This window comes from Kribbella sp. NPDC023972, from assembly GCF_040639075.1.
GTDB lineage: Bacteria > Actinomycetota > Actinomycetes > Propionibacteriales > Kribbellaceae > Kribbella.
Genome location: NZ_JBEZZH010000001.1, coordinates 148,186 through 174,313 on the forward strand (window position 1 = coordinate 148,186; position 26,128 = coordinate 174,313).

The following is a 26,128-nucleotide window of genomic DNA, read 5'->3' on the forward strand; positions in this document are numbered from 1 at the left end:
CCAATCAGCCCCGATCTTCGATGTCACCCTCTGTCTCAAGGACTGCGTTGCGTAGCGTCTCGAGTGCCTCCGGGGACGGCTCCGACCACAGCCCGCGCTGGGCCGCTTCCAGCAGGCGTTCGGCGATGCCGTGCCGGGCCCACGGGTTGGACTTGCGGAAGAACTCCGCCATCTCCGGATCGGCGACGTACGACGTGGTGAGCGTCTCGTACATCCAGTCGTCGACCACACCCGCGGTCGCGTCGTACCCGAACAGGTAGTCCACTGTCGCGGCCATCTCGAACGCGCCCTTGTACCCGTGCCGCCGCATCGCCGCCATCCACCGCGGGTTCACCACCCGGGCCCGGAAGACGCGCTTGGTCTCCTCCTCCAGCGTCCGCGTCTTGACCTGCGCCGGTACGGCGGAATCCCCGACGTAAGCCTTCGGGTTCGAGCCGGTCAGGTGGCGGACCATCGCGATCATGCCGCCGTGGTACTGGAAGTAGTCGTCGGAATCCATGATGTCGTGCTCGCGGGTGTCGGCGTTCTTCGCCGCCACCTGGATCCGGGCGTAGGCGCGCTGCATCGACCCGCGCGCCTCGGCACCGTCGAGACCCTTGCCGTAGGCGTAGCCACCCCAGACGGCGTACACCTCGGCGAGCTCGGCGTCGGTGCGCCAGTTCCGCGCGTCCACGAGCGGCAGCAGGCCAGCGCCGTACGAGCCCGGCTTGGAACCGAAGACCCGCGCCGTCGACGAGCGTACGTCGTTGCCTGCCGCAACGTCCTCCTGGACATGTGCGTGCAGGTAGTTGGCCGCCGGAGCCTCGTCCAGCGCGGCCACCGTGCGAACGGCCTCGTCCAGCAGCGCCACGACGTGCGGGAAGGCGTCCCGGAAGAAGCCGGAGATGCGGACCGTCACGTCGATCCGCGGGCGGCCGAGCTCCTCGAGCGGGACCACCTCGAACCCGGTGACCCGGCGGGACGCGTCGTCCCAGACCGGGCGGCAGCCGAGCAACCACAGCACCTCGGCGAGATCGTCGCCCTGGGTGCGCATGGCCGACGTACCCCACACCGTGAGACCGACGGACCGTGGCCACTGCCCTGTCTCGGCCTTGTGCCGCGCGAGCAACGAGTCGGCCAGCGCGACGCCGACGTCCCAGGCGTTGCGGCTCGGAATCGCCTTCGGGTCGACGGCGTAGAAGTTGCGGCCGGTCGGCAGCACGTTGACCAGGCCGCGGGTCGGCGACCCCGACGGGCCGGCCTCGACGAAGCGGCCGTCAAGGGCACGCAGGACGTTCGTCAGCTCGTCACCGGTCCGGGCGAGCCTCGGTACCACCTCGTTGGCGGCGAACGACAGCGATGCCTCGACGCCGGCCGACGAGCGACCGAGCACCTCGACGACCACCACCGGGACCTTCGCCGCATCCCAGCTCAAGGTCTCCATCCCGACGACGAGCTTGCGCGCGATCGCCTCCAGCAGGTCGACCCCGTCCGCGCCGGTGACCGCGGGCAGGTCGGCGAGCGTCGCGAGCTCGGCCAGCTCCGGAACAACGCGGCCCGGCTCGGCCAGCAGTGCGGCCTCGTCCACCCCGAACGTCTCCCCCAGCGCGGCCCGCAGCCCCTGGATCGAGTACGAACCACCCCACAGCTGCCGGGCCCGCAGCACGGCGAGCACCAGGTTGATCCGCGCCTCGCCGGCCGGCGCACCACCGAGCACGTGCAGCCCGTCGCGGATCTGCACGTCCTTGATCTCGCACAGATACCCGTCGAGGTGCAGCACGAACTCGTCGAACTCTTCGTCCTCGGGCTTCTCCGAGGTGTGCAGATCGTGATGCAGTTGCGCCGCCTGGATCAGCGTCCAGATCTGGGCCCGCAGCGTCGGCACCTTGTCCGGGTCCAGCGCCTGCATGGTGGCGTACTCGTCGAGTAGATACTCCAGCTTCGCCATGTCGCCGTACGTCTCGGCCCGGGCCATCGGCGGCACCAGGTGGTCGACGACCGTCGCGTGCGCCCGCCGCTTCGCCTGCGTCCCCTCGCCGGGGTCGTTGACGATGAACGGGTACACCATCGGCAGGTTCCCGAGTACGGCGTCCGGCGCGCAGTCGGCCGCCATCCCGATGCCCTTGCCCGGCAGCCACTCGAGCGTCCCGTGCTTACCGAGATGTACGACGGCGTGCGCACCGAAGCCGCCCTCGTCAGCCGAAGCCTCCAGCCAGCGGTACGCCGCCAGGTAATGGTGCGACGGCGCCATGTCCGGGTCGTGGTAGATCGCGACCGGGTTCTCACCGAAACCACGGGGCGGCTGGATCATCAGTACGACGTTCCCGAACCGCAACGCCGCCAGTGCGATCGCGGGCTCGTCACCGGACATGTCGACATACAGCTCACCGGGTGGCGCGCCCCATGCCTCGGTCATTGCTTCGCGCAACGACTCCGGGACGCGGCCGAACCACCGCTCGTACGTCGACAGCGGAATCTTGGCGACCGCGGAAGCCAGCTGTTCGTCGGTCAGCCAGTCGACGTCGTGACCGCCGGCCGCGATCAGCCGATGGATCAGCCCGTCGGCTCCTTCGGGCCCCTGGAGCTCGCTGAGGTCGAGATCCCCGAGGTCGTATCCGGCCTCCTGGAGCTGACCGAGCAGGGCGACCGCCGACGCCGGGGTGTCCAACCCGACAGCGTTCCCGATCCGGGCGTGCTTGGTCGGGTACGACGACAACACCAAAGCGAGTCGCTTCTCGACGGCTGGGACATGCCGGAGCCGGGCGTGCGCGACCGCGATCCCGGCCAGCCGATCGCATCGCTCCATGTCCGGGGCGTACCGGGCCAGGCCGTCCTCGTCGTACGACTTGAACGAGAACGGGATCGTGATCAGTCGCCCGTCGAATTCGGGGATCGCCACCTGGGTCGCCGCGTCCAGCGGACTCACGGCCGCGTCGCTGGCCAGCCACTGATCGCGCGTCGAGGTCAGCGCGAGGCCCTGGATCAGCGGGATGTCGAGCGACGCGAGCGCGCCCGCGTCCCATGCGTCGTCGGAACCGCCCGCACTCGCGTCAGCCGCGACGGTTCCACCGGCGGCCAGCAGGGTCGTGACCAGTACGTCGCACTTGCGCAGCAAGTCGAACAGTCCTGCGTTGTCCGCGCTCGAAGGATCGAGTCCGCGGAGCGTGCCGCAGTAGACCGGCAGCGGCTGCGCACCCGCTGCTGAGACAGCCGCGGCCAGCGCGTCGACGAACGCGGTGTTCCCGGAGATCTCGTGCGCGCGGTAGTAGACGATGCCGACAACCGGCCGCTCGTCCTCGACGAAGGTCCCCCTGACCCCGTACGCCGGTAGTGCCCGGGGTGGATCGAACTCGTCGCCGGTCAGCAGGAGCGTGTCCCGGAGGAAGCCGGCCAGGTTGCGCAGGTTCTCGGAGCCGCCTTCACGCAGGTAGGCCAGCGCCTCGGTCACGGCCCCGGCCGGCACCGTCGACAGCGACATGAGCTCGGCGTCGGGCGCGGCTTCGCCGCTGACCACCACAGCCGGCTTCCCGGACGCGATGACCGCGTCGAGCCCTTCCTCCCAGGCCCGGCGACCGCCGAGCAGGCGGACGACCACGATCTCGGCCGCCGCCAGCAATGGGGCCAGATCAGCCGGCTCCAGCCGGGCGGGGTTCGCAACCGTCCAGCCCGCATCCGCCTCGGCGGCGGCCAGCAGGTCGGTGTCGGCGGTGGAGAGCAGCAGCAGGTTCGCGGGACGGTATCTGGTGGGGAACTCGCTTCGCTCGTCCACAGGCAACCGATCCTTCCTCGGGGTGTCCACGCCCCGTCCGGAGGTTCGACGGCGGCAGTTCCTGACTCCCACACGAGGTGGTCACAGTGGCGGGACCGTCCCGGACTCTCACCGGGTTCCTGCTGATGCCGTCGAATGACGTGCTGCACTCTAGCCGACCCAGCTCTGCTCGCCTGTTTGCGGCGTCAGCCGAACCGCCAGGCCATCACGATCACGCCGGTCGCACGGAGCCGAGCCTGAAGCCGTCGAACGGCGACGGTTGTGATGGCCTGGCGGTCCGCCTCAGCGGTGCATGGCGTAGTGGGCGGCCAGGAGATCCGTCCCCCAGTCGTTGCGGAAGTCGCGCCAGACGGAATGGATGTGGTTGGCGTTGTCCTGGGTGTTGTCGTACTCGGCGAGGAACGTGGGGCCCGCGATCGAGTAGTAGTGCGGGTGGCCGATTCCTGGTTCGGTGTCGCCGGCCCAGGCGAAGGTGAGGCGTTCGATGCCGTGGTCGGTGATGTCCTGCCACGTCTGCAACCCGATCGGCCCGGCCGCTCGTCCGACGTACTGGCCGACCAGGAGGCTGAGCAACTGCCGTTGTTCGGTGGTCATGTCGCCGTACGCCAGACCCTGGTAGAGGCGGGACCGGTCGGCGACCGGGTCGTGCCGGGTGAGGATGTCGTCGGGCGCCTCGTCCGAGACGACGGCGACCGCGCGCTGGTCGGGGTCGAGGGCGTGCAGGAGCTGGAAGCCCAAGTCCTGCTCGGCGGCCAGGAAGCGTCGCCCGGCCTGCGGGCCCGACCGCACCTCGGCTGGGTTCGACCCGAGGAACTGCGGGGTGAACGCGATCGCGCCGTCGACGAGCGTGACGTGCAAGGCCAGGTGGTGACCGTTCAGACGCCAGGCCCACGGCTCCGTCCCAGCTGGATCGCCCAGCACGCGCAGGAAGTACCGCCCGCCGAGCACGGACCCTTCCCACTCCCCTGTCGGCGGCAGGGCGGGGATCCCGCGCAGGATGACCTCCGCCTCCAGCACGGCCTTCGAGTCGGCCGCGCCGCGCTCGCTGCACCCGATGTCGACCAGCCGCTCCGCGATCCGCTGCTGCGCCGGTGTCAGCTCGGCGAGCGGAAGCCCGGGCCGATCGCCGGGCAGGTAGGTCCACTCTTTGTGGTCCGGCGTGTCGAAGGCCGCCTTGATCTTGTCCAGCTGGGCCGGCGTGAGGCTCGCCAGTAGCTCGAGGACCGCTTCCCGGGTCTGCTCTACAACCATGCCGATCGCTCCCGTTCCGTCGTCTTTTGCCGGCCCGCTTGCGTCCGAAGAAGTGGCGGCACGTCTCCCCTTTTCTTCGGACGTAACGCAAGGATCGCGGCAACCCCCGCCGCCGTGACGCCGACGCGCCGCGCGAGGGCAGCGGTACGGCGGACGTCCGCAACCGTCGGCGTGGGTCCGTACCCCAGCGTGCCACGGTCCTCCTGATAGTCGCCGTAGCTGTTCCGCCCACCGAGCTGCAGACCGAGCGCGCCGGCGAACGCCGCCTCGACCGGGCCCGCGTTCGGGCTGGGATGCTTCGACGCGTCCCGCCGCCACACCGCGACCGCTTCTTGTGGGCGTCCCGCGGCGAGGCCGGTCAGCACGGCGCATGCACGTGCCGGCAGCAGATTGAGTACGTCGTCCAGCCGGGCGGCGGCCCAGCCGAAGTCGAGGTACTTCGCCGACTTGTAGCCGACCATCGCGTCGAGCGTGTTCGCGGCGCGATACCCGAGCAGCCCGGGGACACCGAGGACGCCGCCCCAGAGCAGTGGTGCGACACAGGCGTCGGAGGTGTTCTCGGCGAGCGACTCCACGGTCGCGCGGGCGAGCTCGTCAGCCTCGAGGTCGGTCGCATCCCGCGCACACAGGTGGCTGAGGCGGTTCCGCGCGGCCGGGAGGTCCTTCTCCTCGAGCAGCCGGGCCATGTGTTCGGCTTCGCGATCCAGGCTGCGGGCGCCGAGCACGGTCCAGGTGGCAGCGGCGGTGACCAGGGTGTGGACGATCGGGCGCTTCCTGGTCAGGCGTTCCGCGATCGCTCCGGCGGCGGTCGCCGTACCGACGAGGACGGTCGTGTACGCCGTACCGGCCGCGCGGGAGTCGGCGTACCAGCGAGACTCCAGGCGGGACGCGGCCTGACCGAAGCCAGCCACCGGGTGGTAGCGGCGGGGATCGCCGAGGACGCGGTCGGCGGCGAAACCGAGGATCAGACCCAACGCTCTGGACACCCTCGGAAGTGTGCCAGGCGGTGGTGTGGAAGGGTGAGCGGCATGGGAATCGCGGAGATGCTCCGGGAGGTCGACGGGAGCGGCGAATTCGGGGTGTGGCTGGGCCGGCTGGACGGCGAACCGGTGTTCGAGCATGAGGCGGAGCGGACGCACTACTCCGCCAGCACGATGAAGCTGCCGGTGGCGATGGCGATGATGCGCAAGGTCGAGGCGGGTGAGCTGGCGCTCGACCAGCCGGTGACCGTGCACAACGACTTCGCGTCCGCCGCGGGTGGACGGTTCGGTGTGAACCCGGACGAGGACGAGGCGCCGGCGACCTGGACGAAGCTGGGCTCGCAGGTGCCGCTGGGGTGGCTGGCGACCGAGATGATCACCCGATCGAGCAACCTGGCGACCAACCTGGTGCTGGAGCAGGTCGGGGTCGAGGCAGCTCATGCGGTGCTGGCGGAGTCGACGCTCGCCGGGCCGGAGGCGGCCGGCGAGGGCGCGGAGCTGTCCGGGACGAGCGCGATCCGGCGTGGCATCGACGACGTGGCGGCGCGGAGAGCCGGGATCAGCAACGAGATGAGTCCGGCCGGGCTGGCCGGCGTACTGGTTGCGGTAGGCAATCAGGAAGGTGCCTCGGGCGCCTATCTGCGCGACCTGCTGGCCGGCAACCAGTGGAACGGCGAGATCCCGGCGCTGTTGCCGACCGGGACCCGCGTCGAGCACAAGAACGGCTGGGACACCCGGATCCGGCACGACGGCGGCATCGTCCGCCCGCCGGACGCGGACCCGTTCGTGCTCGCGGTGTGTACGACGTCCGACCTGCCCGACGCGGACGCGCAGAAGCTGATCGCCTCGATCGCCCTGGAAGCCTGGAACCACCGGCACGACCTGGAGGCGGTGCGGTGAAGCTCACCACCCATCTCGTCTCGGCGCCGCTGCACACCCCGTTCGTAACGGCTCTGCGTACGGCGACGCACGCCGACTCACTGCTGGTCGAGATCAGCGACGGCTCGGTCAGCGGGTGGGGCGAGGCCCCGCAGGTGTGGAAGGTCACCGGCGAATCGCTCGCCGGTGGGCAGGCGTGTGTCGAGGGACCGATCGCCGCGGCGCTGGACGGGCTCGGCCCGGATGACCTGACCGAGGCGTTGCGACGCGTGCAGAACGCTGCCGTCGGCAACTTCGGCGCGAAGTGCGCGGTCGACGTGGCTCTGCACGACCTCGCCGCCCGGCGTCGCGGCCAGACGCTGCATGGGTTCCTCGGCTCGACGGTCGACACGGTTGCGACCGATGTGACGCTGTCCGCCGGTGACGCCGACGCGTTGGCCGCCGCCGCGCGTGACCGGCTCGCCGACGGGTTCGACGTACTGAAGGTGAAGGTCGGCACCGGTGACGCGGCCGCCGATGTGGCCCGGGTACGGCGGATCCGCGAGGCGATCGGGCCTGGCCCGCGGCTCCGCCTCGACGCGAATCAGGGCTGGACGCGCCGCGGTGCGGTCACCGCGATCCGTGCGCTGGAGGACTGCGACATCGAGCTGGTCGAGCAACCTGTCGCGGCGGCCGATCTCGAAGGAATGGCGTGGGTGACCGACCGGGTCGATACGCCGATCCTCGCCGACGAGTCCGTGTACGGCGTACGGGATCTGGTGAACGTGATCCGGCACGGCGCCGCGGACATGGTGAACGTGAAGCTGGCCAAGTGCGGCGGGCTCGCCCCGGCCAGAACGCTGCTGGAGCTGGCCCGGGAGCACGGGATCCAGTCCGTCGTCGGGTCGATGCTGGAAGGCCCGGTCGGCGTCGGCGCGGCGGCCGCACTGGTGTCGGCGTACCCGACCTCGGCGGTCAACGACCTGGACGCGGCATGGTGGCTCGCTGAGGCTCCGGTGGCCGGCGGGATCCGCTATGACGGCTCGCTGATCCGCCTGCCGTCTGCGCCCGGGCTTGGCGTGACAGGCTTGATCGCATGAAGCTAGTCGCCGCCAAAGTCCCGGTCAGCACGGTGTGGACCGCGCCGGATGCACCCCGGGACATCGACGCTCCTGCGATCGCCGCCCAACCCGACATGGCCGCGTGGGCCAAGTCGATGGACACCGAGACTCGCCTCGGCCTGCACGGCCGGACCCTGACCCAACTGCTGTTCGCCGAGCCTGTGCTGGTGCGGTCGGAACGGGACGGCTGGTCAGAGATCGTCGCGCCGTGGCAACCGTCGTCGCAGGATCCTCTCGGCTATCCGGGATGGGTGCCGTCGAGCCATCTGGGTGAGCTTCCCGAGGCCGCCTCCGATCCGGTCGCGGTCGCCGTACCGACTGCGCCGTTGTTTGCCGAGCCTGGTGCTGGTGCGTTTGCCGAGCTGTCGTTCGCCACCGTGCTCGCTTCGGTCGAGCACGCGGACGGGTATACGCGGGTGGCCACGCCGGACGGTGGGTCCGGCTGGCTGGCGGACGACGTACTGCGGTCCGGCCCGGGCACGGCTGAGGACCGGCTGCGGCTCGGGTCGCAGTTCCTCGGGCTGGAGTACCTGTGGGGTGGCACGTCGGCGTACGGGCTGGACTGCTCAGGGCTGGTCCACGCGGTCAGCCGGGTGCTCGGCCTGCGTACGCCGCGGGACGCGCACGACCAGGCCGGCACTCTCGAGAACATTCCGATCGATGAAGCGCAGCCAGGTGACCTGTACTTCTTCGCTCGCCCCGGCAAGGAGGTGCATCACGTGGGCTTCGTCTCCCCCGAAGGCATGCTGCACGCCTCGGAAACCGGCAAGCGGCTGGAGAACGAACCAGTGTCCGACGAGCGACGCGCCACCCTGGTCAGCGCTGCCCGTCTGTAACCCGCTGCTTCCGCGGGCCGCTGACACTGCCCCACCGCAGACAAGTCGCCCCGGACCGGATGGTCTGGGGCGACTTGGTGTTCAGGCGGGGTCGTCAGCCCTTCTTGGCGTCGGACTGCTCCGGCTCGCGGATGGCGTCCAGCTCGGCCGCGGTCTTGTCGTCGAGCCCGGTGTCGGTCTTGCCATTCACGGACTCGACCGGGGTGGACTCGTCCAGCTCACCGCCGCCGGCCGACTGTGGCTCTGACTGCGCCCGTTTGCGGGACGCACGCAGGCTGGCGAGGGTGGTGATGCCGAGCGTGATGATGATGAAGCCCAGCGAGAACCAGATCGGGATCTCCGGGGCCCACTCGATGTGGTGACCGCCGTTGATGAACGGCAACTCGTTCTCGTGCATCGCGTGCAGCACCAGCTTCACACCGATGAAGGCGAGCACGACGGACAGGCCGATCGACAGGTACACCAGCCGCTTCAGCAGGTCGCCGAGCAGGAAGTACAGCTGCCGCAGACCCATCAGGGCGAACACGTTCGCGGTGAAGACCAGGAACGGCTCCTGGGTCAGGCCGTAGATCGCCGGGATCGAGTCGAGCGCGAACAGCAGGTCGGTGGTGCCCAGCGCGACGATCACGATCGCCATCGGGGTGACGAGCCGCTTGCCGTTCTGGATGACGGTCAGCTTCACGCCGTTGTACTCATGGGTGGCGTTCAGCCGCTTCTTGGCGAACCGGATGATCGCGTTCTCCTTGAAGTCCTCGTCGTCGTTCTCCCCCTGCATGGCCAGGTGGACCGCGGTGTAGAGCAGGAACGCGCCGAACAGGTAGAAGATCCAGGAGAACTGGTTGATCGCGGCCGCGCCGACGGCGATGAAGATGCCACGGAAGACCAGCGCCAGGATGATGCCGACCAGCAGCGCGGTCTGCTGGTACTTCCTGGGCACGCCGAATCTGGACATGATGATCAGGAAGATGAACAGGTTGTCGACGCTCAGGCTGTACTCGGTCAACCAGCCGGCGAAGAACTCCCCCGCGTACTGACCACCGGAGAACACCCAGACCCCGAGGCCGAAGACGACCGCCAGACCGACGTAGAACGCGATCGCGGTCGCGGACTCCCGGGTGCTCGGTTCGTGCGGGCGCCGCCCGATGATGAAGACATCGAAGGTGAGCAGCGCGAGCAGCACACCGACAGTGATGTACCAGACGTAGTCAGCAACGTGCACAGGAAACCTCCGGAGCGCAGACGGAACAGGACTCCGAAGGTCTCTTCCGCCTGACTCATGGGTCGAGCCTGGCCGGCGGCACCGGGCGCGGGATACGAACCCTTGACCGTGATGACGATACCGCCGCGAAGGAATACTCCCCTTCTCCGCCCCTATTCTGACTGGTCGATGTCCAAGTCACCAAATCCGGAGCGCCCAGTCCGCCTGTCGGGATCATCACGGTTCGCGATGGGAATATCCCCGTTCGGTGACAGGTTGTGACGACTGTTGTGGCTGTCACGACGAGTCAGATTGTGTACGGCGTACTGTATACGCAGCGTCCCGTGGTCGTGGTGACGCACCGTAGCGTCAGGACGGTCGCCTGGATTTCGGGAGTTTCGCCACGATCGTCTCGTACGACGCGTCGATCAGCTCCAGGATCTCGTCGTCGGGGACCGCGCCGCCGAGCCGGACGGTGTTCCAGCCGGACCGACCGATGTACGCCATCTTGCTGACATCCTCCGGGTAGGTGTCGACCAGCTCGTCCGCCTCCTCCCGGTTGCTGCCGCACTTGATCCCGACGCCCTCGGCACCCCCGAGGAACGCGAAGATCTTGTCCCCCACCTTCGCCACCACGTCACCTTCCCAGGGCTCGTCCTGCCAAGCGCCCGGCTTGCTCAAGCAGTGCTGCAGGACATCCGCCCCGGTCAATCTCGTCATGTCGGCACGTTAGCGGGCGGGGTCCTGACCGTCACGGGATGCGCCGTGACGGCAGGACCGGTGCTGCTCGTTTCACGCCGCTTCCAGCCGGGTGAAGCCGGCGCGGTGCACCCTGATCAGCGCGACCGGCAGGTCCGGGACGCCGTGCCGCAGCCACTGCTCCAGGGTCTCGCTGGGTGCGCCGCAGATGTCCAGCGACTCGACCTCGACGTGGTCGAAGGTCTCCCGCACCTTCTCGCCGTACAACTTCAGATGGAACTCCATCGACTCCGCGTCAGGGTGTACCTGGACGACGACCGAGGTGCCGCGATCCTCGGTCTCGTAGATGTTGAACGCCAGCAGCCGCGGCTCGTTCTGCTCGACGTACCGGCAGAACTCCTCGCACCACAGCGCGTAGGCCTCGGCCTTGCCGGGCTTGATCCGCGACCTGCTCACCACGATGAACGGTCCACTCATGGCTCCTCCTCGATCCGGTCTCCTGGGTCCGACGGTAGGAACGCGCGACGACCGGAACATCGGTCGAACGACGTATTCGGGCTCACCCGTCGAGCAGTCCGGTCCGGCGGGCGATGTCGGCCGCCTCCGTCCGCCGGCTCGCGCCGAGCTTGTGCAGGATCCGCGACACGTGTACTCCGACCGTGCGCGGGCTGATCACCAGAATCTCGGCGATCTCGACGTTGCTCCGGCCGGCCGCCAGCAGTGGCAGCACCTCGAGTTCACGGCTGGTGAGGCCGGCCTCGAGCGCCGGCGGTCCCGCCTGGCCAGGCGCGGTGCCCACGTGCAGCCGCGAGGCTTTCACCAAATCATCGATCGCCGTTCGCAGCGGCTCCGCACCGAGGGCGGAGGCCGTCTCCCGCGCCAGTTCGAGCTGTTCGGCCGCCGCGCTGCGACCAGACCGTCTGCCCAGGAGTGCCCAGCCCAGCCGCCAACGCGCGTAGGCCAGCCGGTAAGGGTCTTCACCGGCTAGCCAGGCGTCGACCGCGTCCGACCAGGGACTCGGGTCGCGTGACCCGTTCAGGCGTTCCACCTCGGCACGCACGGTGGCCATGAAGGCACAGATCTGATCGTGATCGGGAATGCTCCACTCCCGGACGCGGCGGAGGATCTCGTCAACCGACAGCTCCGGCATGTAGGTCCGACCATGCATCCGGGACGTGGCGGCCGCGTCCGCCTGTGCCCGCACGAGCGTCGCGAGCGCGTCGGCGCGGCAGTACGGATCGGCGCCGGCGTGGCCCAGCGCCTCGTCTGCCAGGGGTACTCCCTCCTCCGGCCGGCCAGCCCAGAGATGACTTTCGGCCTGGCCCAGCAGCGCGATCGCACGCGGCAGCGGCTGCTGTGGGATCGCGGCGGCCAGTGCCGAGGTCTCGGCGCACGCCTCGGCCAGCACGTCGCCCTGCCCTCGCCACGCCGCAAGCCGGGCCCGATAGCCGCTGGTGAAGTAGCCCGGAACACCTTGGACGCCCCGGCCCCGATTGGCGTCGATCGCCGCGGCCGCCTCGTCCCACCTGCCGAGCTCGAGCATCAGTTCGGCGACCATGTACAGCAGGGCTGCTTCGACGCTGCGGCCGAGACCGTGCGCTGCGACGTACCGGATTCCGGCAGTGAGGACCGCCTCGCACTCCCGGAACCGTCCCAGGTTGCGGAGGCTGACGTTGCGCCACAGGTCGGAGATTGCCACTTCGTAGCCGGCGTCCAAGGACACCGCAACCCGGCGCGCCTCTTCGAGCGCCGCGAGACCTTCCTGCCGGTCCAGGCGCGCGATGCCCCAACTGAGAAGCACCTGCCACCGGACCGTCTCATCACGTATTCCGGCGCCCGCGGCCAGCGCCCGATCCGACAGCTGAGCGGCCCGCTCCGGCTGCGCCGAGACACCCAGAAACCAGGCGTGGCCCGACAACACCTTCGCCTGAACCTCGGGCGGAGCATCAGGCGGCAGGATCTCGACAGCCTTCTCGTACGCCGCTTGCGCACCGGGCCCATCGCCACCCTGCCACCGGTAGCGGGCCAGCTGTTCCCAGACCAGTGGCCGGTCGGCGTCCAGCGTGATGCGCTCCTCCGTGAGAGCTACGGCGGCCGCGAAGGCTCCGTCGCGCTCGGCCGCGACCGCGGCGCGCCTCAGAATCTCGTCGTTGCCACCCGCTCGTTCCCGCAGGTCGTCACTCAGCAAGGGCCACAGCGAAATCACTCGCTGCAAGTGCGTGTGGGCGGCGCTCGGAGCCTGCGCACGCTCTGCGGAGGCAGCCGCATCCAAGGACGCCTCGGCCGACTCCTCTGCCTGCCCGGCACGCTGCCAGTGATGCGCCAGTTCCGCGGGAACCTGCGGACTCGTCCTGGACAGAACCTGGGCGACTCGGCCATGGAGATCACGGCGGTGGCCGGGCGGCAACGCGTCGTACACCGCCTCCTTCAGCAGGTCGTGCCGGATGCGGTATCCGTGGTCGTCCACGATCAGCAGGTCCCACTCGACTCCCGTGACCGCGGCCTCACGCACCTGCCGGACGCTCCTGCCAAGGATCCGCGCGATCACGTCTTCGTCGCAGCCGCGGTCGACAACGGCGCACACGCCGACCACGTCGGCGACCACCTCACCCAATGCGCTCACCCTGGCGAGGAACATGGCGCGCAGATGGTCCGGCACGTCCCTGGTGCCTGCGGCAACGACCTCCTCGACGAGCAGCGGGATCCCCCCACTTCGCCGATAGATCAGGCTCGCCTCATCGGCACTCGGCCGCACTCCGGTGATGGCCGCGGCCTGGGCGCGCACTTCATCCACGGACAGGGTGCCCAGCGACAACCGGAGCGCGCTTCGTCGTTCCAGTGTCGCGACGAAGGCCGTGCCCACCGCTGCCCGGCCCTCGGGCCGGAACGTCGCGATCAAGCCCCACCTGCCGCTCGTGGCCTGTCCGACGAGGTACAGCAGAGCGTCCTGGGTGGCCCGATCCGCCCAGTGGACGTCTTCCATCACCAGGATCAGCGGTTCCCGCCGAGCCAGCCCTTCCACCGCCAAGCGGATCAGTTCGAACAACTGGGTGCGGTTGACCCGGCGTGTCCCGCTGAGTGCCGCCAGTACGGGCGCCTCGGCAGGCAGTCCGCCGCGGAGGGCGGTCAGGAGCGGGAGGTACGGCGGACCGGCGGTGCTCATCAGAAGGCACGCTCCACCGAGCACGCGGAGACGTAGCTCGCGCAACCGTGCGCCGGCCTCGGTGACGAGGCGGGTCTTTCCCGACCCGCCCCGCCCGGCGATCAGTGCAATCCGCGGCTCACCCTCGCGGAGAGTCGCCGCGAAATCCACCAGTGCGCGGGCCTGCTCGTCGCGCCCGATCATGAGCGGACTGGAGACCCGCAACCCCGTGGTCGAGCCCATGGGCAGGACAGTACGCCTGCGTACCCTGCATGACATGAGTTCTGTTGTGGTTGCCGCCGTACAGGCCGGGTCTGTGCTGTTCGACACGCCCGCGACGCTGGTGAAGGCGGAGCGGTGTGTGCGGGAGGCTGCCTCGGCCGGTGCGCGGCTGGTTGTGATGCCTGAGGCGTTTCTGGGTGGCTATCCGAAAGGGCTCGACTTCGGGATCACCGTGGGCGCGCGGTCCGCCGAAGGGCGCGACGTCTTCCGCCGATATCGCGAGGCCGCGGTGGAGGTGCCCGGGCCGGAGACCGCGCGGCTGGTGGAGCTCGCGGCCGAACTCGACGTACATCTCGTCGCGGGAGTGATCGAGCGCGACGGCGGAACGCTGTATTGCACCGCGGTGTTCGTCGATCCGCAGCGGGGGCTGGTGGCGACGCATCGCAAGCTGATGCCGACGGCGGCCGAGCGGTACCTGTGGGGACAGGGCGACGGGTCGACCATGCCGGCGGTGCGGACGGAGGTGGGCGTGCTCGGGGCGGCGATCTGCTGGGAGAACTACATGCCGCTGTTCCGGCAGTCGATGTACTCCAAGGGCGTGGAGATCTGGTGCGCGCCGACCGTCGACGACCGCGATCAGTGGCAGGCCACCATGCGGCATGTCGCGCTCGAAGGTCGTTGCTTCGTCATCAGCGCCAACCAGTACCTCACCCGTGCCGACCTGCCGGACGACGTCCACCCGATCCAGGGCGACGCTCCGGAAACCGTCCTGATCAACGGCGGCAGTGTGATCGTCTCCCCGCTCGGCCAGATCCTCGCCGGGCCGTCACGCGACGGCGAGGGCGTCCTGGTCGCCGAGCTGGATCTCGGCGACCTGGACCGCGCCAAGTTCGACTTCGACCCCAACGGCCACTACGCCCGCCCCGACATCTTCACCCTCACCGTCAACGAGTCCCCCAACCAAACCGTCGTACGCCGCCCCTGACCGCCCTCGGTCAGCTGAGGCGGTTGTAGATGGCGTGGCCGGGGTAGGCGGTCACGCCCAGGCGGGTCGCGTAGCCGCCGTACTGGGCGGTGCCGTGGTAGAACGTCCAGCCGCCGATGCCTCGTCCGTGCAGGTAGGTGTACTGACCGTTCATGGCGGCGTCGTAGGTACGCAGTCCCCAGTGGACGTGCGCACCATAGGCGGCTCCGCCGGCGCACAGGTCGACCCCGATGGTGCCGAGGTAGGCGCTGCGCCCGACCGCGGTTCCGTTGTAGTAGGTCGTGTTGTGCAGGTGGTAGTAGTCCGTCGAGAAGCCGTTCGGGTGGATCACTCGGGTCCAGCCGCCGCCTGGTCCGCACATGGAGGTCGCGGTGCCGGAGCCCGACGATCGGATGATGCCGCTGGCGTTGCCGCCTGAGAAGTCAAGGCTGCTCCATGGACCGGAGCCGCCATCCCAGGCGTGCGGCCCGCCGGACATCGTCATGTAGTAGTCCGGCATCCAAGGCAGCAACAGACCGGTCACGGCGAGGGTGCCGTTGACGTTCGCCGTCGCCTTCTTCTCCGCGAAAGCCTTGAGAGTCTTGCGTTCGGCGGCCGGCACCAGCGGAGAGCCGGCCACGAAGCCGGCGAACTCCTGGTCGCCCTCGAGGCCGGTCACCCACCGCCCGTCCAGATACCGGGCCACGAACAGCCAACCCTGCGGGGCGGCATGCTCCACGTTCGGCGCCTCGATGTAGGCCACACCTCGAGCCCAGCCGGCGGACGCGGACCGGACATCGACCACCACGTCCCGCCCGGCGCGGGCCAAGCGCCCGGCGGCTTCGCCGGGGGCAAGCCCCCTCGTCTCGCCGCTCTGCCCGAGGGCGTCAACGGCCACCGCCTGGGCCAACGCCTGGGTCTGCTGGGTGGTGAACGTCTTCTGGGCAGATCGAAGAGTCACCGGCAATGCTGTGCCGGCAGTGGCCGGAGAGCCGGCCCTATCCGGTGTGGGGGCAGCGTAGGCCGCTGATATCGAGCCAGTCGTCAGGGCGATGCCGAGGCCGGCGATGATCGACCGGCGGACGAGGTCGGGCCGGGGCCTGGACTGCGGACGTTTGCGCATGGCGAAACCATCCTCGGAATGGGGCGGAGCGCTCCGCAGGGCGACGGAGCACACTGCTTTCCTTCCCGACAGTTACCACCATCAAACGCCGCGTCGAGGTAATTGCTTAACGCCCGGGCTCCTACCTCGCGCCGGCGTTGGTCATTTGGCGGAGTTCTTTCTTGAGTTCGGAGATCTCGTCACGGTAGCGGGCCGCGACCTCGAACTGGAGCTCGGCCGCGGCGTTGTGCATTTGATCGGTGAGTTGCTGGATGAGGTCGGCCAGGTCGGAGGACGGCAGGCCGCCGGCCAGCTCCTTGGCCTTCTCGCCGGCCTTCGCCTTGCCGCCACCGGGCACCGGCGCCTTGCCGCGGGACTGGGTGCGGCCGGAGCCGAGCAGCTCGGCGGTGTCGGCGTCCTCGCGGGCGAGCATGTCGGTGATGTCGGCGATCCGCTTCCGCAGCGGTTGCGGGTCGATCCCGTTCGCCACGTTGTAGGCGATCTGCTTCGCCCGGCGCCGGTTCGTCTCGTCGATCGCCTGTTCCATCGACGGGGTGATCTTGTCGGCGTACATGAACACCTGACCGGACACGTTCCGGGCGGCACGGCCGATGGTCTGGATCAGCGACCGGCCGGACCGCAGGAAGCCTTCCTTGTCGGCGTCCAGGATCGCGACCAGGGACACCTCCGGGAGGTCGAGACCCTCACGCAGCAGGTTGATACCGACCAGCACGTCGTACTCGCCCATCCGCAGCTCGCGGAGCAGCTCGACCCGGCGGAGGGTGTCCACCTCGCTGTGCAGGTACCTGGTCCGGATGCCCATCTCGAGCAGGTAGTCGGTCAGGTCCTCGGACATCTTCTTGGTCAGGGTGGTGACCAGGACCCGCTCGTTCCGCTCGACCCGGAGCCGGATCTCGTGGATCAGGTCGTCGATCTGGCCCTTGGTCGGCTTCACGATCACCTCGGGGTCGACCAGGCCGGTCGGCCGGATGATCTGCTCGACGTACCCGTCCGACTTGTCCTGCTCGTACTGTCCCGGCGTCGCGGACAGGTAGACGGTCTGGCCGATCCGCTCCAGGAACTCCTCCCAGCGCAGCGGCCGGTTGTCCATCGCCGACGGCAGCCGGAACCCGTGCTCGACCAGCGTCCGCTTCCGGGACATGTCGCCCTCGTACATACCGCCGATCTGCGGCACGGTGACGTGCGACTCGTCGATGACGAGCAGGAAGTCCTCCGGGAAGTAGTCCAGCAGGCAGTGCGGCGCCGACCCCGGCTCGCGGCCGTCGGTGTGGCGGGAGTAGTTCTCGATCCCCGAGCAGGTGCCGATCTGGCGCATCATCTCGATGTCGTACGTGGTCCGCATCCGCAGCCGCTGTGCCTCCAGCAACTGTCCCCCGCGCTCGAGCTCGGCCAGCCGCTCCTCCAGCTCGGCCTCGATCGAGGCGATCGCGCGCTCCATCTTCTCCGGCGCGGTCACGTAGTGCGTCGCGGCGCCGATGTAGACCTCGTCCTCCTCGCTCAGCACCTCACCGGTCAGGGGGTGCAGCGTCATCACCCGCTCGATCTCGTCGCCGAAGAACTCCACCCGGACGGCGAGCTCCTGGTACACCGGGAACACCTCGAGGGTGTCGCCGCGGACCCGGAACGTGCCGCGGGTGCCGGCCAGGTCGTTGCGCGCGTACTGCACCCCGACCAGCTTGCGGAGCAGGCCGTCGCGGTCCATCTCGGTGCCGACCTTCACGTGGATCATGCGGTTCAGGTACTCGTCGGCGGAGCCCAGGCCGTAGATGCAGGACACGGTCGCGACCACGACCACGTCGCGGCGGGTGAGCAGCGACCAGGTCGCCGAGTGCCGCAGCCGCTCGACCTCCTCGTTGATCGAGGAGTCCTTCTCGATGTAGGTGTCCGTCTGCGGGACGTACGCCTCCGGCTGGTAGTAGTCGTAGTACGAGACGAAGTACTCGACGGCGTTGGCCGGGAAGAAGTGGCGCAGCTCGTTGGCGAACTGGGCGGCGAGGGTTTTGTTCGGCTGCAGGATCAGCATCGGGCGCTGGATCCGCTCGGCCAGCCAGGCGATGGTCGCCGTCTTGCCGGTGCCGGTCGCGCCGAGCAGCACGACGTCCTGCTCGCCGGCGTTGATCCGGCGCTCGAGGTCCGCGATCGCGGCCGGCTGGTCGCCGGCCGGCTCGAAATCGGACACGACCTTGAGCGGCGCGACCATACGCTGAAGATCCGAGACCTGTCTCATGCCCCCCACCGTACGACCCGCCACCGACACTTTCTAAAAACCCCACGTCAGCCCCCGAAAACACCCGCCGAGCGGGGCGGGGTGGGGTGGGTGGGATCAGAAGCTCTTGATGAGGGTGTTGTTCATGTAGATGAGTTCGTTGACGCGGCGTTGGTAGACGCGGGCCTCCAGGGCGGCGTCCGTGGCGGTGACCTTGTCGTACTGGTCCTGGTAGGCGGTGACGAAGCCCTTGAACGGGATCAGCTTGCCGCTCTTGGTCGGCACGTAGGCGGAGTACGACAGCGCGTAGCAGGCCTTGATCGCCTCGTTGGCCGGCTTGCACACCACGCCCTTGCTGATCCGGACGTTCTTCAGGTCGTTCGACTCGATGTCGACCAGGTGCTCGGCGAAGCCCTTGGCGTCGTACAGCTCGGTCTGCCGGACCCAGTAGTAGCCGTCGATCAGGCCGCGCGCGTTGAACTGCTGCAGGATGTAGTTCTTCCCGCCCTTGGACTTGTCCCAGTCCGGCAGCCAGCCCTTCGCCGGGGTGAACCAGATCCCGCCACCCACCTCGACCCCGGTGTCGTGCGGGCCCTTGGTGATCACCGGCTTGGTCGGCGTCGCCGGCGTGTACATGGTGCCGACCGGGTCGGGAGTCGGGTTCGCGGCCGGCTCCTCGTCACCACCGCCGGTGACCAGCAGGACCACCCCGACCGCGACCAGGACGACGGCCAGGACCGCGCAGCCGACGATGATCCACTGGCTGCGGTTCGGCTTCCCCGGCCGCGGCTGCGGCCGTACCGGCCCGGTGCCCCAGCCGACGGGGCCGGATCCGGCCGGACCGGAGGTGCTGGGTGCAGGCCCCCAGCCTCCGGACGACGGGGCGGGTGGCGGTCCCGGGGGCGGCCCGTACTGCTGACTCATGGCTGTTCCTCGTGTGTCTTCGATGTGATCATCAGAGGCTGTCGAGCACCGACTTCTTCATCGTCTCGGCGTCCGCCTCGGCCTTCTGGGCGAAGTCGACCCGGGTCCGGAAGTCCAGCGCGGTGGCCACGTTGTCCTTGCGCCGGTACACCTCCACGTAGCCCTGCACCTTCACGTCCAGCCCGTTCTTGTCCTTGGCGGTGGAGGTGTAGCTGATCGCGACGCACTCCACCAAGACGTCCTTCGGGCACGGCAGGTTCCGGGTGTTGCCGAGCTGGGCGATCTCGTTCTCGGTCTCGCCCTCGACGATCGCCAGCAGGTACGCCTGCGCGGCCACCTTCTGCTTCTGCCGGACCCAGAAGAACGCCCGCGGCTCGCCGTTCGGCGCGTAGGTGACCAGCTCCTTGCCCTGCGTCTCCGTCGCCAGCAGGCTCCAGCCCTCGACCGGTACGACGGACACGCCGAAGCCGACCTGGAGCGCGTTGGCCGGCGGCTTGTACGACGTCAGCGGCGTACTCGCGGTCGGCGCCGGGGACTGGGTCGGCGGGTCCGCGGTGTCGTCACCACCGGACAGCAGAACAAGCGCGACCGCGACCAGCACGACCACGATCAGCCCGGCGCCGATCGGGAGCAGCAGGCTCGGGATCCTGGGGCCCTTCTTCTCCGGCGGCGGCCGCCGCAGCGACGGCGGCCCCACCTTCTCGCCCCACGCCGAACTCGTCTCCGTGGCCGGGCCCGGGTCAGGCCCGGGGCCAGGCTTGTCCGCCCACGGACCGGGCGGCGGAGGTACCTCGAGGTTCCACGGCGACGGCGGCAGCTCCGTCTCCTGCGGAGCCGCCGCGGTGTCGTCGTCGGGTCCCGGCTTGTTGACCCAGGGGTTGCCCCCGCCGGAGCCCTTGTCGCGCTTTCCGTTCACTGGCTCTTGACCACCGACTGCAGCATCTTGGTCGTGTCCCGCTCGGCGGTGGCGATCTTGTCCTTGCGTGCGTACACCCGGATGACCGTGATCACGCCGTCCTCGCGCTCGACCACCCCGACGAACCCGACCACCTGCAGGCTGCCGTTCTGGGTGGTCGACACGGCCGAGTAGCTCTGGGTGGTGACGACCTTGACCGGGGTCTTGTCGTTCGCGCCCGGCTTGGTCTGCCTCGGCGCGTTCAGCTTGACCTGGGACAGGCCCTTCGTCTCGCCCTTCAGCAGCTCCGGCAGCACCGTCGCCGCGGTTCGACCCTCGCCCTTGACCGCCTGCACCATGAAGTAGGCCTCGCCCTGCTTGAGCAGGTACACGCCGGAGAAGTTGTCCAGGCTCTTGCGGACATAGCCGGGCTGCGGCTTCACGTAGATGCCCTCGCCCACCTCGATGCCCTCGTCGGCGTTGGTCGGCTCGGGCGAAGGCGACGGGCTCTCGGTACTGGTGGTGGTCGGCTCCGGGTTCGGGTTCGGGTTCGGGGCAGCCTCCTTCCCGTCACCGCGGCCGAAGATCAGCGCCAGGACGACACCGATCACCGCGACGACGGCGAGCGCACCACCGGCCAGGTACAGGATCTTGTTGCTGCCCTTGCCGCGCGGGGACTGACCGCCGTACTGACCCCACTGCTGCTGGCCACCGCCGTACGGCGGCTGTTGCTGGCCGTACCCCTGCTGCTGCGGATAGCCCTGCTGGCCGGGGACCTGCTGTTGCTGCCCCGGGTACTGCTGCTGGGCAGGGTACTGCTGCTGTCCCGGGTACGACGGCTGCCCAGGCCGCTGGCCGGGTTGCTGGCCCGGCGGCTGACCCTGGTACGGCGGCTGACCCGGCTGACCGTAGCCCGGCGGAGCCTGCGGCGGCGGCCCGTACCCAGGCTGCGCCTGTCCCGGCTGCTGCCCATAACCCGGCTGCCCATACCCAGGCTGGCCCTGTCCGGGCTGCTGTCCCGGCTGCTGCGGTCCAGGCTGACCCGGCGGCTGCCCGTACCCAGGTGGCTGCTGTCCAGGCTGCCCGCCGTACGGCTGCTGCCCCTGGCCACCCTGATAAGGAGGTTGCTGGTTACTCATGCCTGCGTCTCCCCGGTCGTCGCCTCGTAGCTACCTGCTGCCGCCGGCGCTGTCACGCCCCGGGCGGACTTCGGCACGGACCGCACCGAGTTGCCGCACGCGGAGCAGAAGTCGGAGTGCGGCAGCAGCGGCATCTCACAGCGCGAGCAGAACGCCAGGTCGCCCGACGCGTGGTTGGAACCGCCGCGCGCGGCCGCCTCCAGCGCCGCCTCGAGCAGGCCCTTGTGGAGCACGGTCCGGACCCGGATGATCAGCGCGCCGAGCAACAGCAGGCCCCAGGCGACGGCGAGGATCGCGCCGATCGTCGAGCCATGACCGCCGACGAAGCCGAGCAGGTAGACACCGCCCTGGAACAGCACGTTCACCACGATGGCCTGGAGCACGCCGGCCACCCAGCGCGGCGTGAACCCGTCGTACCCCTCGCCCAGGCCGGAGAACTCGGCGGCGGCGAGGCCGGTCGCGGATCCGTAGACCAGCGGCTTGATGAAACCGTGTAGGACCACGATCGAGATCCAGGTGCCGGCGCTGCTGCCCGGCCCGGCGAAGCCGCCGCTGATCCAGCCCCAGTGCAGCACCAGGGTCTCGAAACAGGCGAACCCGACACCGGCCACCACGCCGAACGTGAAACCGTCCATCAGGTCGTCGTACCGCGGCCGCGAAGCCAGGTAGAGCGGGCCGACCTGGCGGATCAGCTCGGACACGACCGGCACCAGCAGGAGCAGGATCAGCAGGTCCCGCGCGGCCGGGCCGGCGTCGTTGCCGCCGATCGTGTCGATGGACAACACGATCTTGTCCGACCACAGCCAGCTGAAGACCGCGGCCAGTACGCCGGTCAGCACGAACGCCGCGGCGACGACCGGGATCGGCTCGTCCTCCCACAGGTTCACGTCGTACAAGTAGAGGATGTAGACGATCGGAATGGCGAAGGCGGCCACCATGATCGCCACCGGCAGTGCGCCGACCGCGGCCGTGACCACGGTCAGCAGCAGTGCGATCCCGAGGGCAACCTTGTACGTGTAGGGCTGCCGGCCGGCGCCCTGCGGCATGATCGTCGAGACCAGCCGGAACGACGCCACCGGCTCATCCGGCCTGGCGGCATACGCCTTCTTCCGCTCGGCGTCCCCGGAGCGCACATCATTGCCACAGTGATGGCAGAAATGCGATACCTCGGGGACGTCTGAGTTGCAGCGCGGACAGACCACGCCATCCTCCCAACCTCGGACGTCCGAACCGGCGCGGGGCCCGCGCCGACGGGGTGACGGCCCGGACACCCGGGCCGAACCGGGACAGATTCTCGTACAGGCCGCCCTGGATTCATCATTTACCGCGCAGGGGTCACCCTTTCGTGTCCGGACCGTGCCCTGCCCGGGCCTGTAACCCGTCCCACACCTCGGCGATCCGCCGACCCAGGTCAGCCAGCGTGCCGGAGTTGTCCACCACCACGTCGGCCACGGCCAGCCGGTCCTCCCGGGAGGCCTGACTGGCGATCCGCTGTCTCGCTTCGGCTTCGGCCATCCCACGCTGCGTGGTGAGCCGCTCGAGTTGTACGTCGACCGGCACGTCGACGACCAGGACGACGTCGAACCGATCGGCCTGACCGGTCTCGACCAGCAGCGGGATGTCGTGCACCACCACCGCGTCGACGGGCGCGGCCGCCTCGATCTCGGCCGCCCGGGCTCGCACCCGCGGGTGGATGATGGCCTCCAGCGTCCGCCGGGCCGCCTCGTCACCGAACACGATCCGCCCCACCGCCGGCCGATCCAGCTCACCCGCGGGAGTCAGTACGCCGTCCCCGAACGCCTTCATCACCTCGGCGAGCCCGTCAGTCCCCTTGGCCACCACCTCACGCGCCAGCACGTCGGAGTCGATCACGACGGCCCCGAGCTCCCCCAGCCGCGCCGCCACCGCACTCTTCCCCGCTCCGATTCCGCCCGTCAATCCCACTCTCAGCACGCGAGCACCCTAGTGCACCCGTCGACTCCTCGATTCCGGCGCGGATTCCCGGCGTACGGCGACCACAATCGACGACTCGGCGACAACGGTCCTGGACGTGCGAGACCCCCGCATCCAGTACGGGGATGCGGGGGTCTCGGGTCGTGCGGGGTGGATCAGCCCTGGCCGGTGAGCTTCTCGCGGAGGGCCTGGAGGGCCTCGTCGGAAGCGAGCGCGCCCTCGACGGGAGCGTCGTCCTTCGGAGCCGCGGCGGAGGAGTACGTCGACGCCTCGCCGGCCTCGACGTCAGCCGTCTTGGCGTCCTCGATCTGCTTCTTGTGAGCCTCCCAGCGCGCGTGGGCCTCGGCGTACTGCCGCTCCCACTCCTCACGCTGCTTCTCGAAGCCCTCGAGCCACTCGCCGGTCTCCGGGTCGAAGCCCTCGGGGTAGACGTAGTTGCCCTGCTCGTCGTACGTCGCCGCCATGCCGTACAGGGTCGGGTCGAAGTCGTCCGAGACCGGGTCGACACCCTCGTTGGCCTGCTTGAGCGACAGCGAGATCCGGCGCCGCTCCAGGTCGATGTCGATGATCTTGACCATGACGTCGTCGTTGACCTGGACGACCTGCTCCGGGATCTCGACGTGCCGCTCGGCCAGCTCGGAGATGTGCACCAGACCCTCGATGCCCTCCTCCACGCGGACGAACGCACCGAACGGAACCAGCTTGGTGACCTTGCCGGGCACGATCTGGCCCATCTGGTGGGTCCGGGCGAACTGCTGCCACGGGTCTTCCTGGGTCGCCTTCAGCGACAGCGAGACGCGCTCGCGGTCCATGTCGACGTCCAGCACCTCGACGGTGACCTCCTGGCCGACCTCGACCACCTCGGTCGGGTGGTCGATGTGCTTCCAGGACAGCTCCGACACGTGCACCAGACCGTCGACGCCGCCGAGGTCCACGAACGCACCGAAGTTGACGATCGAGGAGACGACACCCTTGCGGATCTGGCCCTTCTGCAGCTGGGTGAGGAAGTTCATCCGCACCTCGGACTGCGTCTGCTCCAGCCACGCCCGGCGGGACAGGACCACGTTGTTGCGGTTCTTGTCCAGCTCGATGATCTTGGCCTCGATCTCCTGGCCGACGTACGGCTGGAGGTCGCGGACCCGGCGCATCTCGACGAGCGACGCCGGCAGGAAGCCACGCAGGCCGATGTCGAGGATGAGACCACCCTTGACGACCTCGATGACGGTACCGGTGACGACGCCGTCCTCTTCCTTGATCTTCTCGATCGTGCCCCAGGCCTTCTCGTACTGGGCGCGCTTCTTCGAGAGGATCAGACGGCCTTCCTTGTCCTCCTTCTGGAGAACCAGGGCCTCGACGTGGTCGCCGACGTTGACGACCTCGTTCGGGTCGACGTCGTGCTTGATCGACAGCTCCCGGGAGGGGATGACGCCTTCGGTCTTGTAACCGATGTCGAGCAGGACCTCGTCCCGGTCGACCTTGACGATGGTGCCCTCGACGATGTCACCGTCGTTGAAGTACTTGATGGTCTGATCGATCGCCGCGAGGAAGTCTTCCTCCGACCCGATGTCATTGACCGCTACCTGCGGGGTGTTGCGCACTGCGGGGTCGAGAGGTGCCTCGATGCTGGCCGTCATGTGGTGGGTTGCTCCGTGGACTGGTGGTGTCGTGCGGTCGCGTCATGAACCGTTGGATCGCACCAAACCGCTGGATTGCCTGAAGAGGACAGATTCACCACCGACTGCTGCGAGCACGAGCCTGCTCCGTCCGAGGTCGCGCGGGCCCATAGCGCATCTCACAGAATACGGGTATTGACGAAGGCACGGCAACCCGGGGCACCCGGCCCGCACCGGCTGCCCGCCGAGGTCTCCCGACGTGCCCGACAACTGCCACTTGATCTCAATGTACGACCTCCAGGGCTGGTCGGCCTCCGGAGAGGGTGCCGGTGTCCGCCATTCGGGAGACCAGGTCCTGGGCGGCAGCCGCGACCTCGTTCTCGCCCGCGCGTGCAGCGAGCTCCAGGAGGGCCCACAGGTCCGCCGCCCGGCCGAGGTCCACCAGCGGCTCGCCCAGCCCGAGCCCACTCCCCCGGACGACGCTCAGCACGCCCCCGGCCAGCACCGGGTCGGCGCAGAACCGGAAAAGGTTTCCCAGATCCGTGTACGGCGACCCCGCGTGAGCGAACTCCCAGTCGATCAGCCCGGTGATCCGCGCGGTCGCGGGATCGATCAGCAGGTTCTTCGGATTGAAGTCGCTGTGCACCAGGCACACCCGGTCGACCCCTTCGGCGAGCAGATCCTCCGCCTCGGCGATCACGCCGGCGAAGCTGTCCCGCTGCTCCGCGGTGAGTCTCAGGTCGAGTCCCTCGGCGTACCGCTCCAGATCACCGAGTCCGAACGGATCGATCGCCAGCTCGCCGTCACGGAACATCCCGAACGTCAGGAACGGCATTCCGCTCAGCCGCACCAGCAACTCTCCGAGCTGACGCCCGACCTCCCGCCGCTCCGCCTCGCCCGCGCTGTCCAGGAACACCTGCAGGTTGATCCCCGGCAGCCGCTCGGTCAGCAGGAACGGCGGGTCGTCGACCGACCCATCGCGCTTGACGTCCAGGATCCGCGGCACCGGCAGCAGCCCGTGCACCAGCCGCAGCAACGCCGCATCCACCGCCGCCCGTCCCGGGTCGCGCACATACAGCTTCAGTACGGCGTCCTCGCCGCCGGCGCTGACCGCATACGTCTGGCCGCCGTACCCGCCCGTCAGTGGAACGGCGCTCGCGGCGAAATCACTCATACCCGCGATCCTGCCAAAAGAGTTTGAAGTTGTCGTAACGGCAACATCTACCGTCAAGTCTGTCGACGGAAAGGAGCAGCAC

The 26,128-nt window shown here is 69.1% G+C and carries 20 protein-coding genes and 1 riboswitch; of the genes, 4 read left to right on the forward strand and 16 right to left on the reverse strand.

Annotation, left to right across the window (positions count from 1 at the left end):
* Nucleotides 1–4 precede the first annotated feature (4 nt).
* From cobN to AB0F43_RS00715, 3 genes are all read right to left on the reverse strand, one after another.
* Nucleotides 5–3,748 (reverse strand): cobaltochelatase subunit CobN, encoded by a 3,744-nt coding sequence (cobN, locus tag AB0F43_RS00705; protein WP_360468743.1) that lies wholly within the window; start codon nucleotides 3,746–3,748, stop codon nucleotides 5–7.
* A 35-nt stretch (nucleotides 3,749–3,783) separates the two neighbouring features.
* Nucleotides 3,784–3,927: riboswitch (cobalamin riboswitch) on the reverse strand.
* Nucleotides 3,928–4,030: 103 nt separating this feature from the next.
* Complete coding sequence (locus AB0F43_RS00710) at nucleotides 4,031–4,999, reverse strand: DUF3500 domain-containing protein (protein ID WP_360468745.1); 969 nt, start codon at nucleotides 4,997–4,999, stop codon at nucleotides 4,031–4,033.
* Nucleotides 4,990–5,985 carry a cobalamin biosynthesis protein gene (locus AB0F43_RS00715; RefSeq protein ID WP_360468747.1) on the reverse strand — a complete coding sequence of 332 codons (996 nt, stop codon included), beginning with the start codon at nucleotides 5,983–5,985 and terminating at the stop codon, nucleotides 4,990–4,992. The genes AB0F43_RS00710 and AB0F43_RS00715 overlap by 10 nt, the downstream gene beginning before the upstream one ends.
* Before the next feature lie 42 nt (nucleotides 5,986–6,027).
* Between AB0F43_RS00715 and AB0F43_RS00720 the strand changes: the two genes are divergently transcribed.
* Genes AB0F43_RS00720 through AB0F43_RS00730 form a run of 3 tightly spaced genes read left to right on the forward strand, consistent with a single transcriptional unit; the run spans nucleotide 6,028 to nucleotide 8,794 of the window.
* Entirely contained in the window at nucleotides 6,028–6,879 is an 852-nt protein-coding gene (locus tag AB0F43_RS00720) for a serine hydrolase (RefSeq protein WP_360468749.1), read from the forward strand.
* Nucleotides 6,876–7,937, forward strand: coding sequence for a dipeptide epimerase (locus tag AB0F43_RS00725; protein ID WP_360468750.1), 1,062 nt, complete (start codon nucleotides 6,876–6,878; stop codon nucleotides 7,935–7,937). The genes AB0F43_RS00720 and AB0F43_RS00725 overlap by 4 nt, the downstream gene beginning before the upstream one ends.
* Nucleotides 7,934–8,794, forward strand: a complete 861-nt coding sequence (locus AB0F43_RS00730; protein ID WP_360468752.1) for a C40 family peptidase — start codon at nucleotides 7,934–7,936, stop codon at nucleotides 8,792–8,794. The genes AB0F43_RS00725 and AB0F43_RS00730 overlap by 4 nt, the downstream gene beginning before the upstream one ends.
* 94 nt (nucleotides 8,795–8,888) lie before the next feature.
* Here the strand turns inward: AB0F43_RS00730 and AB0F43_RS00735 are convergent, their stop codons facing one another.
* The 4 genes from AB0F43_RS00735 to AB0F43_RS00750 form a co-directional block, all read right to left on the reverse strand.
* Complete coding sequence (locus AB0F43_RS00735) at nucleotides 8,889–10,013, reverse strand: TerC family protein (RefSeq protein ID WP_360468753.1); 1,125 nt, start codon at nucleotides 10,011–10,013, stop codon at nucleotides 8,889–8,891.
* A 348-nt stretch (nucleotides 10,014–10,361) separates the two neighbouring features.
* Entirely contained in the window at nucleotides 10,362–10,712 is a 351-nt protein-coding gene (locus AB0F43_RS00740) for an MmcQ/YjbR family DNA-binding protein (RefSeq protein ID WP_360468755.1), read from the reverse strand.
* Between the two features lie 72 nt (nucleotides 10,713–10,784).
* Entirely contained in the window at nucleotides 10,785–11,168 is a 384-nt protein-coding gene (locus tag AB0F43_RS00745) for an antibiotic biosynthesis monooxygenase (protein WP_360468756.1), read from the reverse strand.
* A gap of 82 nt (nucleotides 11,169–11,250) precedes the next feature.
* Nucleotides 11,251–14,076 carry an AAA family ATPase gene (locus AB0F43_RS00750; RefSeq protein ID WP_360468758.1) on the reverse strand — a complete coding sequence of 942 codons (2,826 nt, stop codon included), beginning with the start codon at nucleotides 14,074–14,076 and terminating at the stop codon, nucleotides 11,251–11,253.
* A gap of 34 nt (nucleotides 14,077–14,110) precedes the next feature.
* On the opposite strand from AB0F43_RS00750, the gene AB0F43_RS00755 reads away from it, so the two are divergent.
* Nucleotides 14,111–15,040 carry a nitrilase-related carbon-nitrogen hydrolase gene (locus AB0F43_RS00755; RefSeq protein ID WP_360468760.1) on the forward strand — a complete coding sequence of 310 codons (930 nt, stop codon included), beginning with the start codon at nucleotides 14,111–14,113 and terminating at the stop codon, nucleotides 15,038–15,040.
* Between the two features lie 10 nt (nucleotides 15,041–15,050).
* On the opposite strand, the gene AB0F43_RS00760 is transcribed toward AB0F43_RS00755, so the two are convergent.
* From AB0F43_RS00760 to AB0F43_RS00800, 9 genes are all read right to left on the reverse strand, one after another.
* Nucleotides 15,051–15,980, reverse strand: coding sequence for a M23 family metallopeptidase (locus AB0F43_RS00760; protein WP_360468762.1), 930 nt, complete (start codon nucleotides 15,978–15,980; stop codon nucleotides 15,051–15,053).
* Between the two features lie 283 nt (nucleotides 15,981–16,263).
* Entirely contained in the window at nucleotides 16,264–18,369 is a 2,106-nt protein-coding gene (uvrB, locus tag AB0F43_RS00765; RefSeq protein ID WP_360468764.1) for an excinuclease ABC subunit UvrB, read from the reverse strand.
* Nucleotides 18,370–18,465: 96 nt separating this feature from the next.
* Nucleotides 18,466–19,272, reverse strand: coding sequence for a hypothetical protein (locus AB0F43_RS00770; protein ID WP_360468766.1), 807 nt, complete (start codon nucleotides 19,270–19,272; stop codon nucleotides 18,466–18,468).
* Between the two features lie 31 nt (nucleotides 19,273–19,303).
* Entirely contained in the window at nucleotides 19,304–20,188 is an 885-nt protein-coding gene (locus AB0F43_RS00775; protein ID WP_360468768.1) for a hypothetical protein, read from the reverse strand.
* Complete coding sequence (locus AB0F43_RS00780) at nucleotides 20,185–21,306, reverse strand: hypothetical protein (protein WP_360468770.1); 1,122 nt, start codon at nucleotides 21,304–21,306, stop codon at nucleotides 20,185–20,187. The genes AB0F43_RS00775 and AB0F43_RS00780 overlap by 4 nt, the downstream gene beginning before the upstream one ends.
* Nucleotides 21,303–22,439 (reverse strand): PrsW family glutamic-type intramembrane protease, encoded by a 1,137-nt coding sequence (locus AB0F43_RS00785; RefSeq protein WP_360468772.1) that lies wholly within the window; start codon nucleotides 22,437–22,439, stop codon nucleotides 21,303–21,305. Before AB0F43_RS00785 ends, AB0F43_RS00780 begins: the two co-directional genes overlap by 4 nt.
* A 202-nt stretch (nucleotides 22,440–22,641) precedes the next feature.
* Entirely contained in the window at nucleotides 22,642–23,259 is a 618-nt protein-coding gene (gene coaE / locus AB0F43_RS00790) for a dephospho-CoA kinase (RefSeq protein WP_360468773.1), read from the reverse strand.
* A 155-nt stretch (nucleotides 23,260–23,414) separates the two neighbouring features.
* Nucleotides 23,415–24,893 (reverse strand): 30S ribosomal protein S1, encoded by a 1,479-nt coding sequence (gene rpsA, locus AB0F43_RS00795; RefSeq protein ID WP_360468775.1) that lies wholly within the window; start codon nucleotides 24,891–24,893, stop codon nucleotides 23,415–23,417.
* Nucleotides 24,894–25,155: 262 nt separating this feature from the next.
* Nucleotides 25,156–26,046: a phosphotransferase gene (locus AB0F43_RS00800; protein ID WP_360468777.1), complete on the reverse strand. Its 891-nt coding sequence runs from the start codon at nucleotides 26,044–26,046 to the stop codon at nucleotides 25,156–25,158.
* Nucleotides 26,047–26,128: the final 82 nt, after the last annotated feature.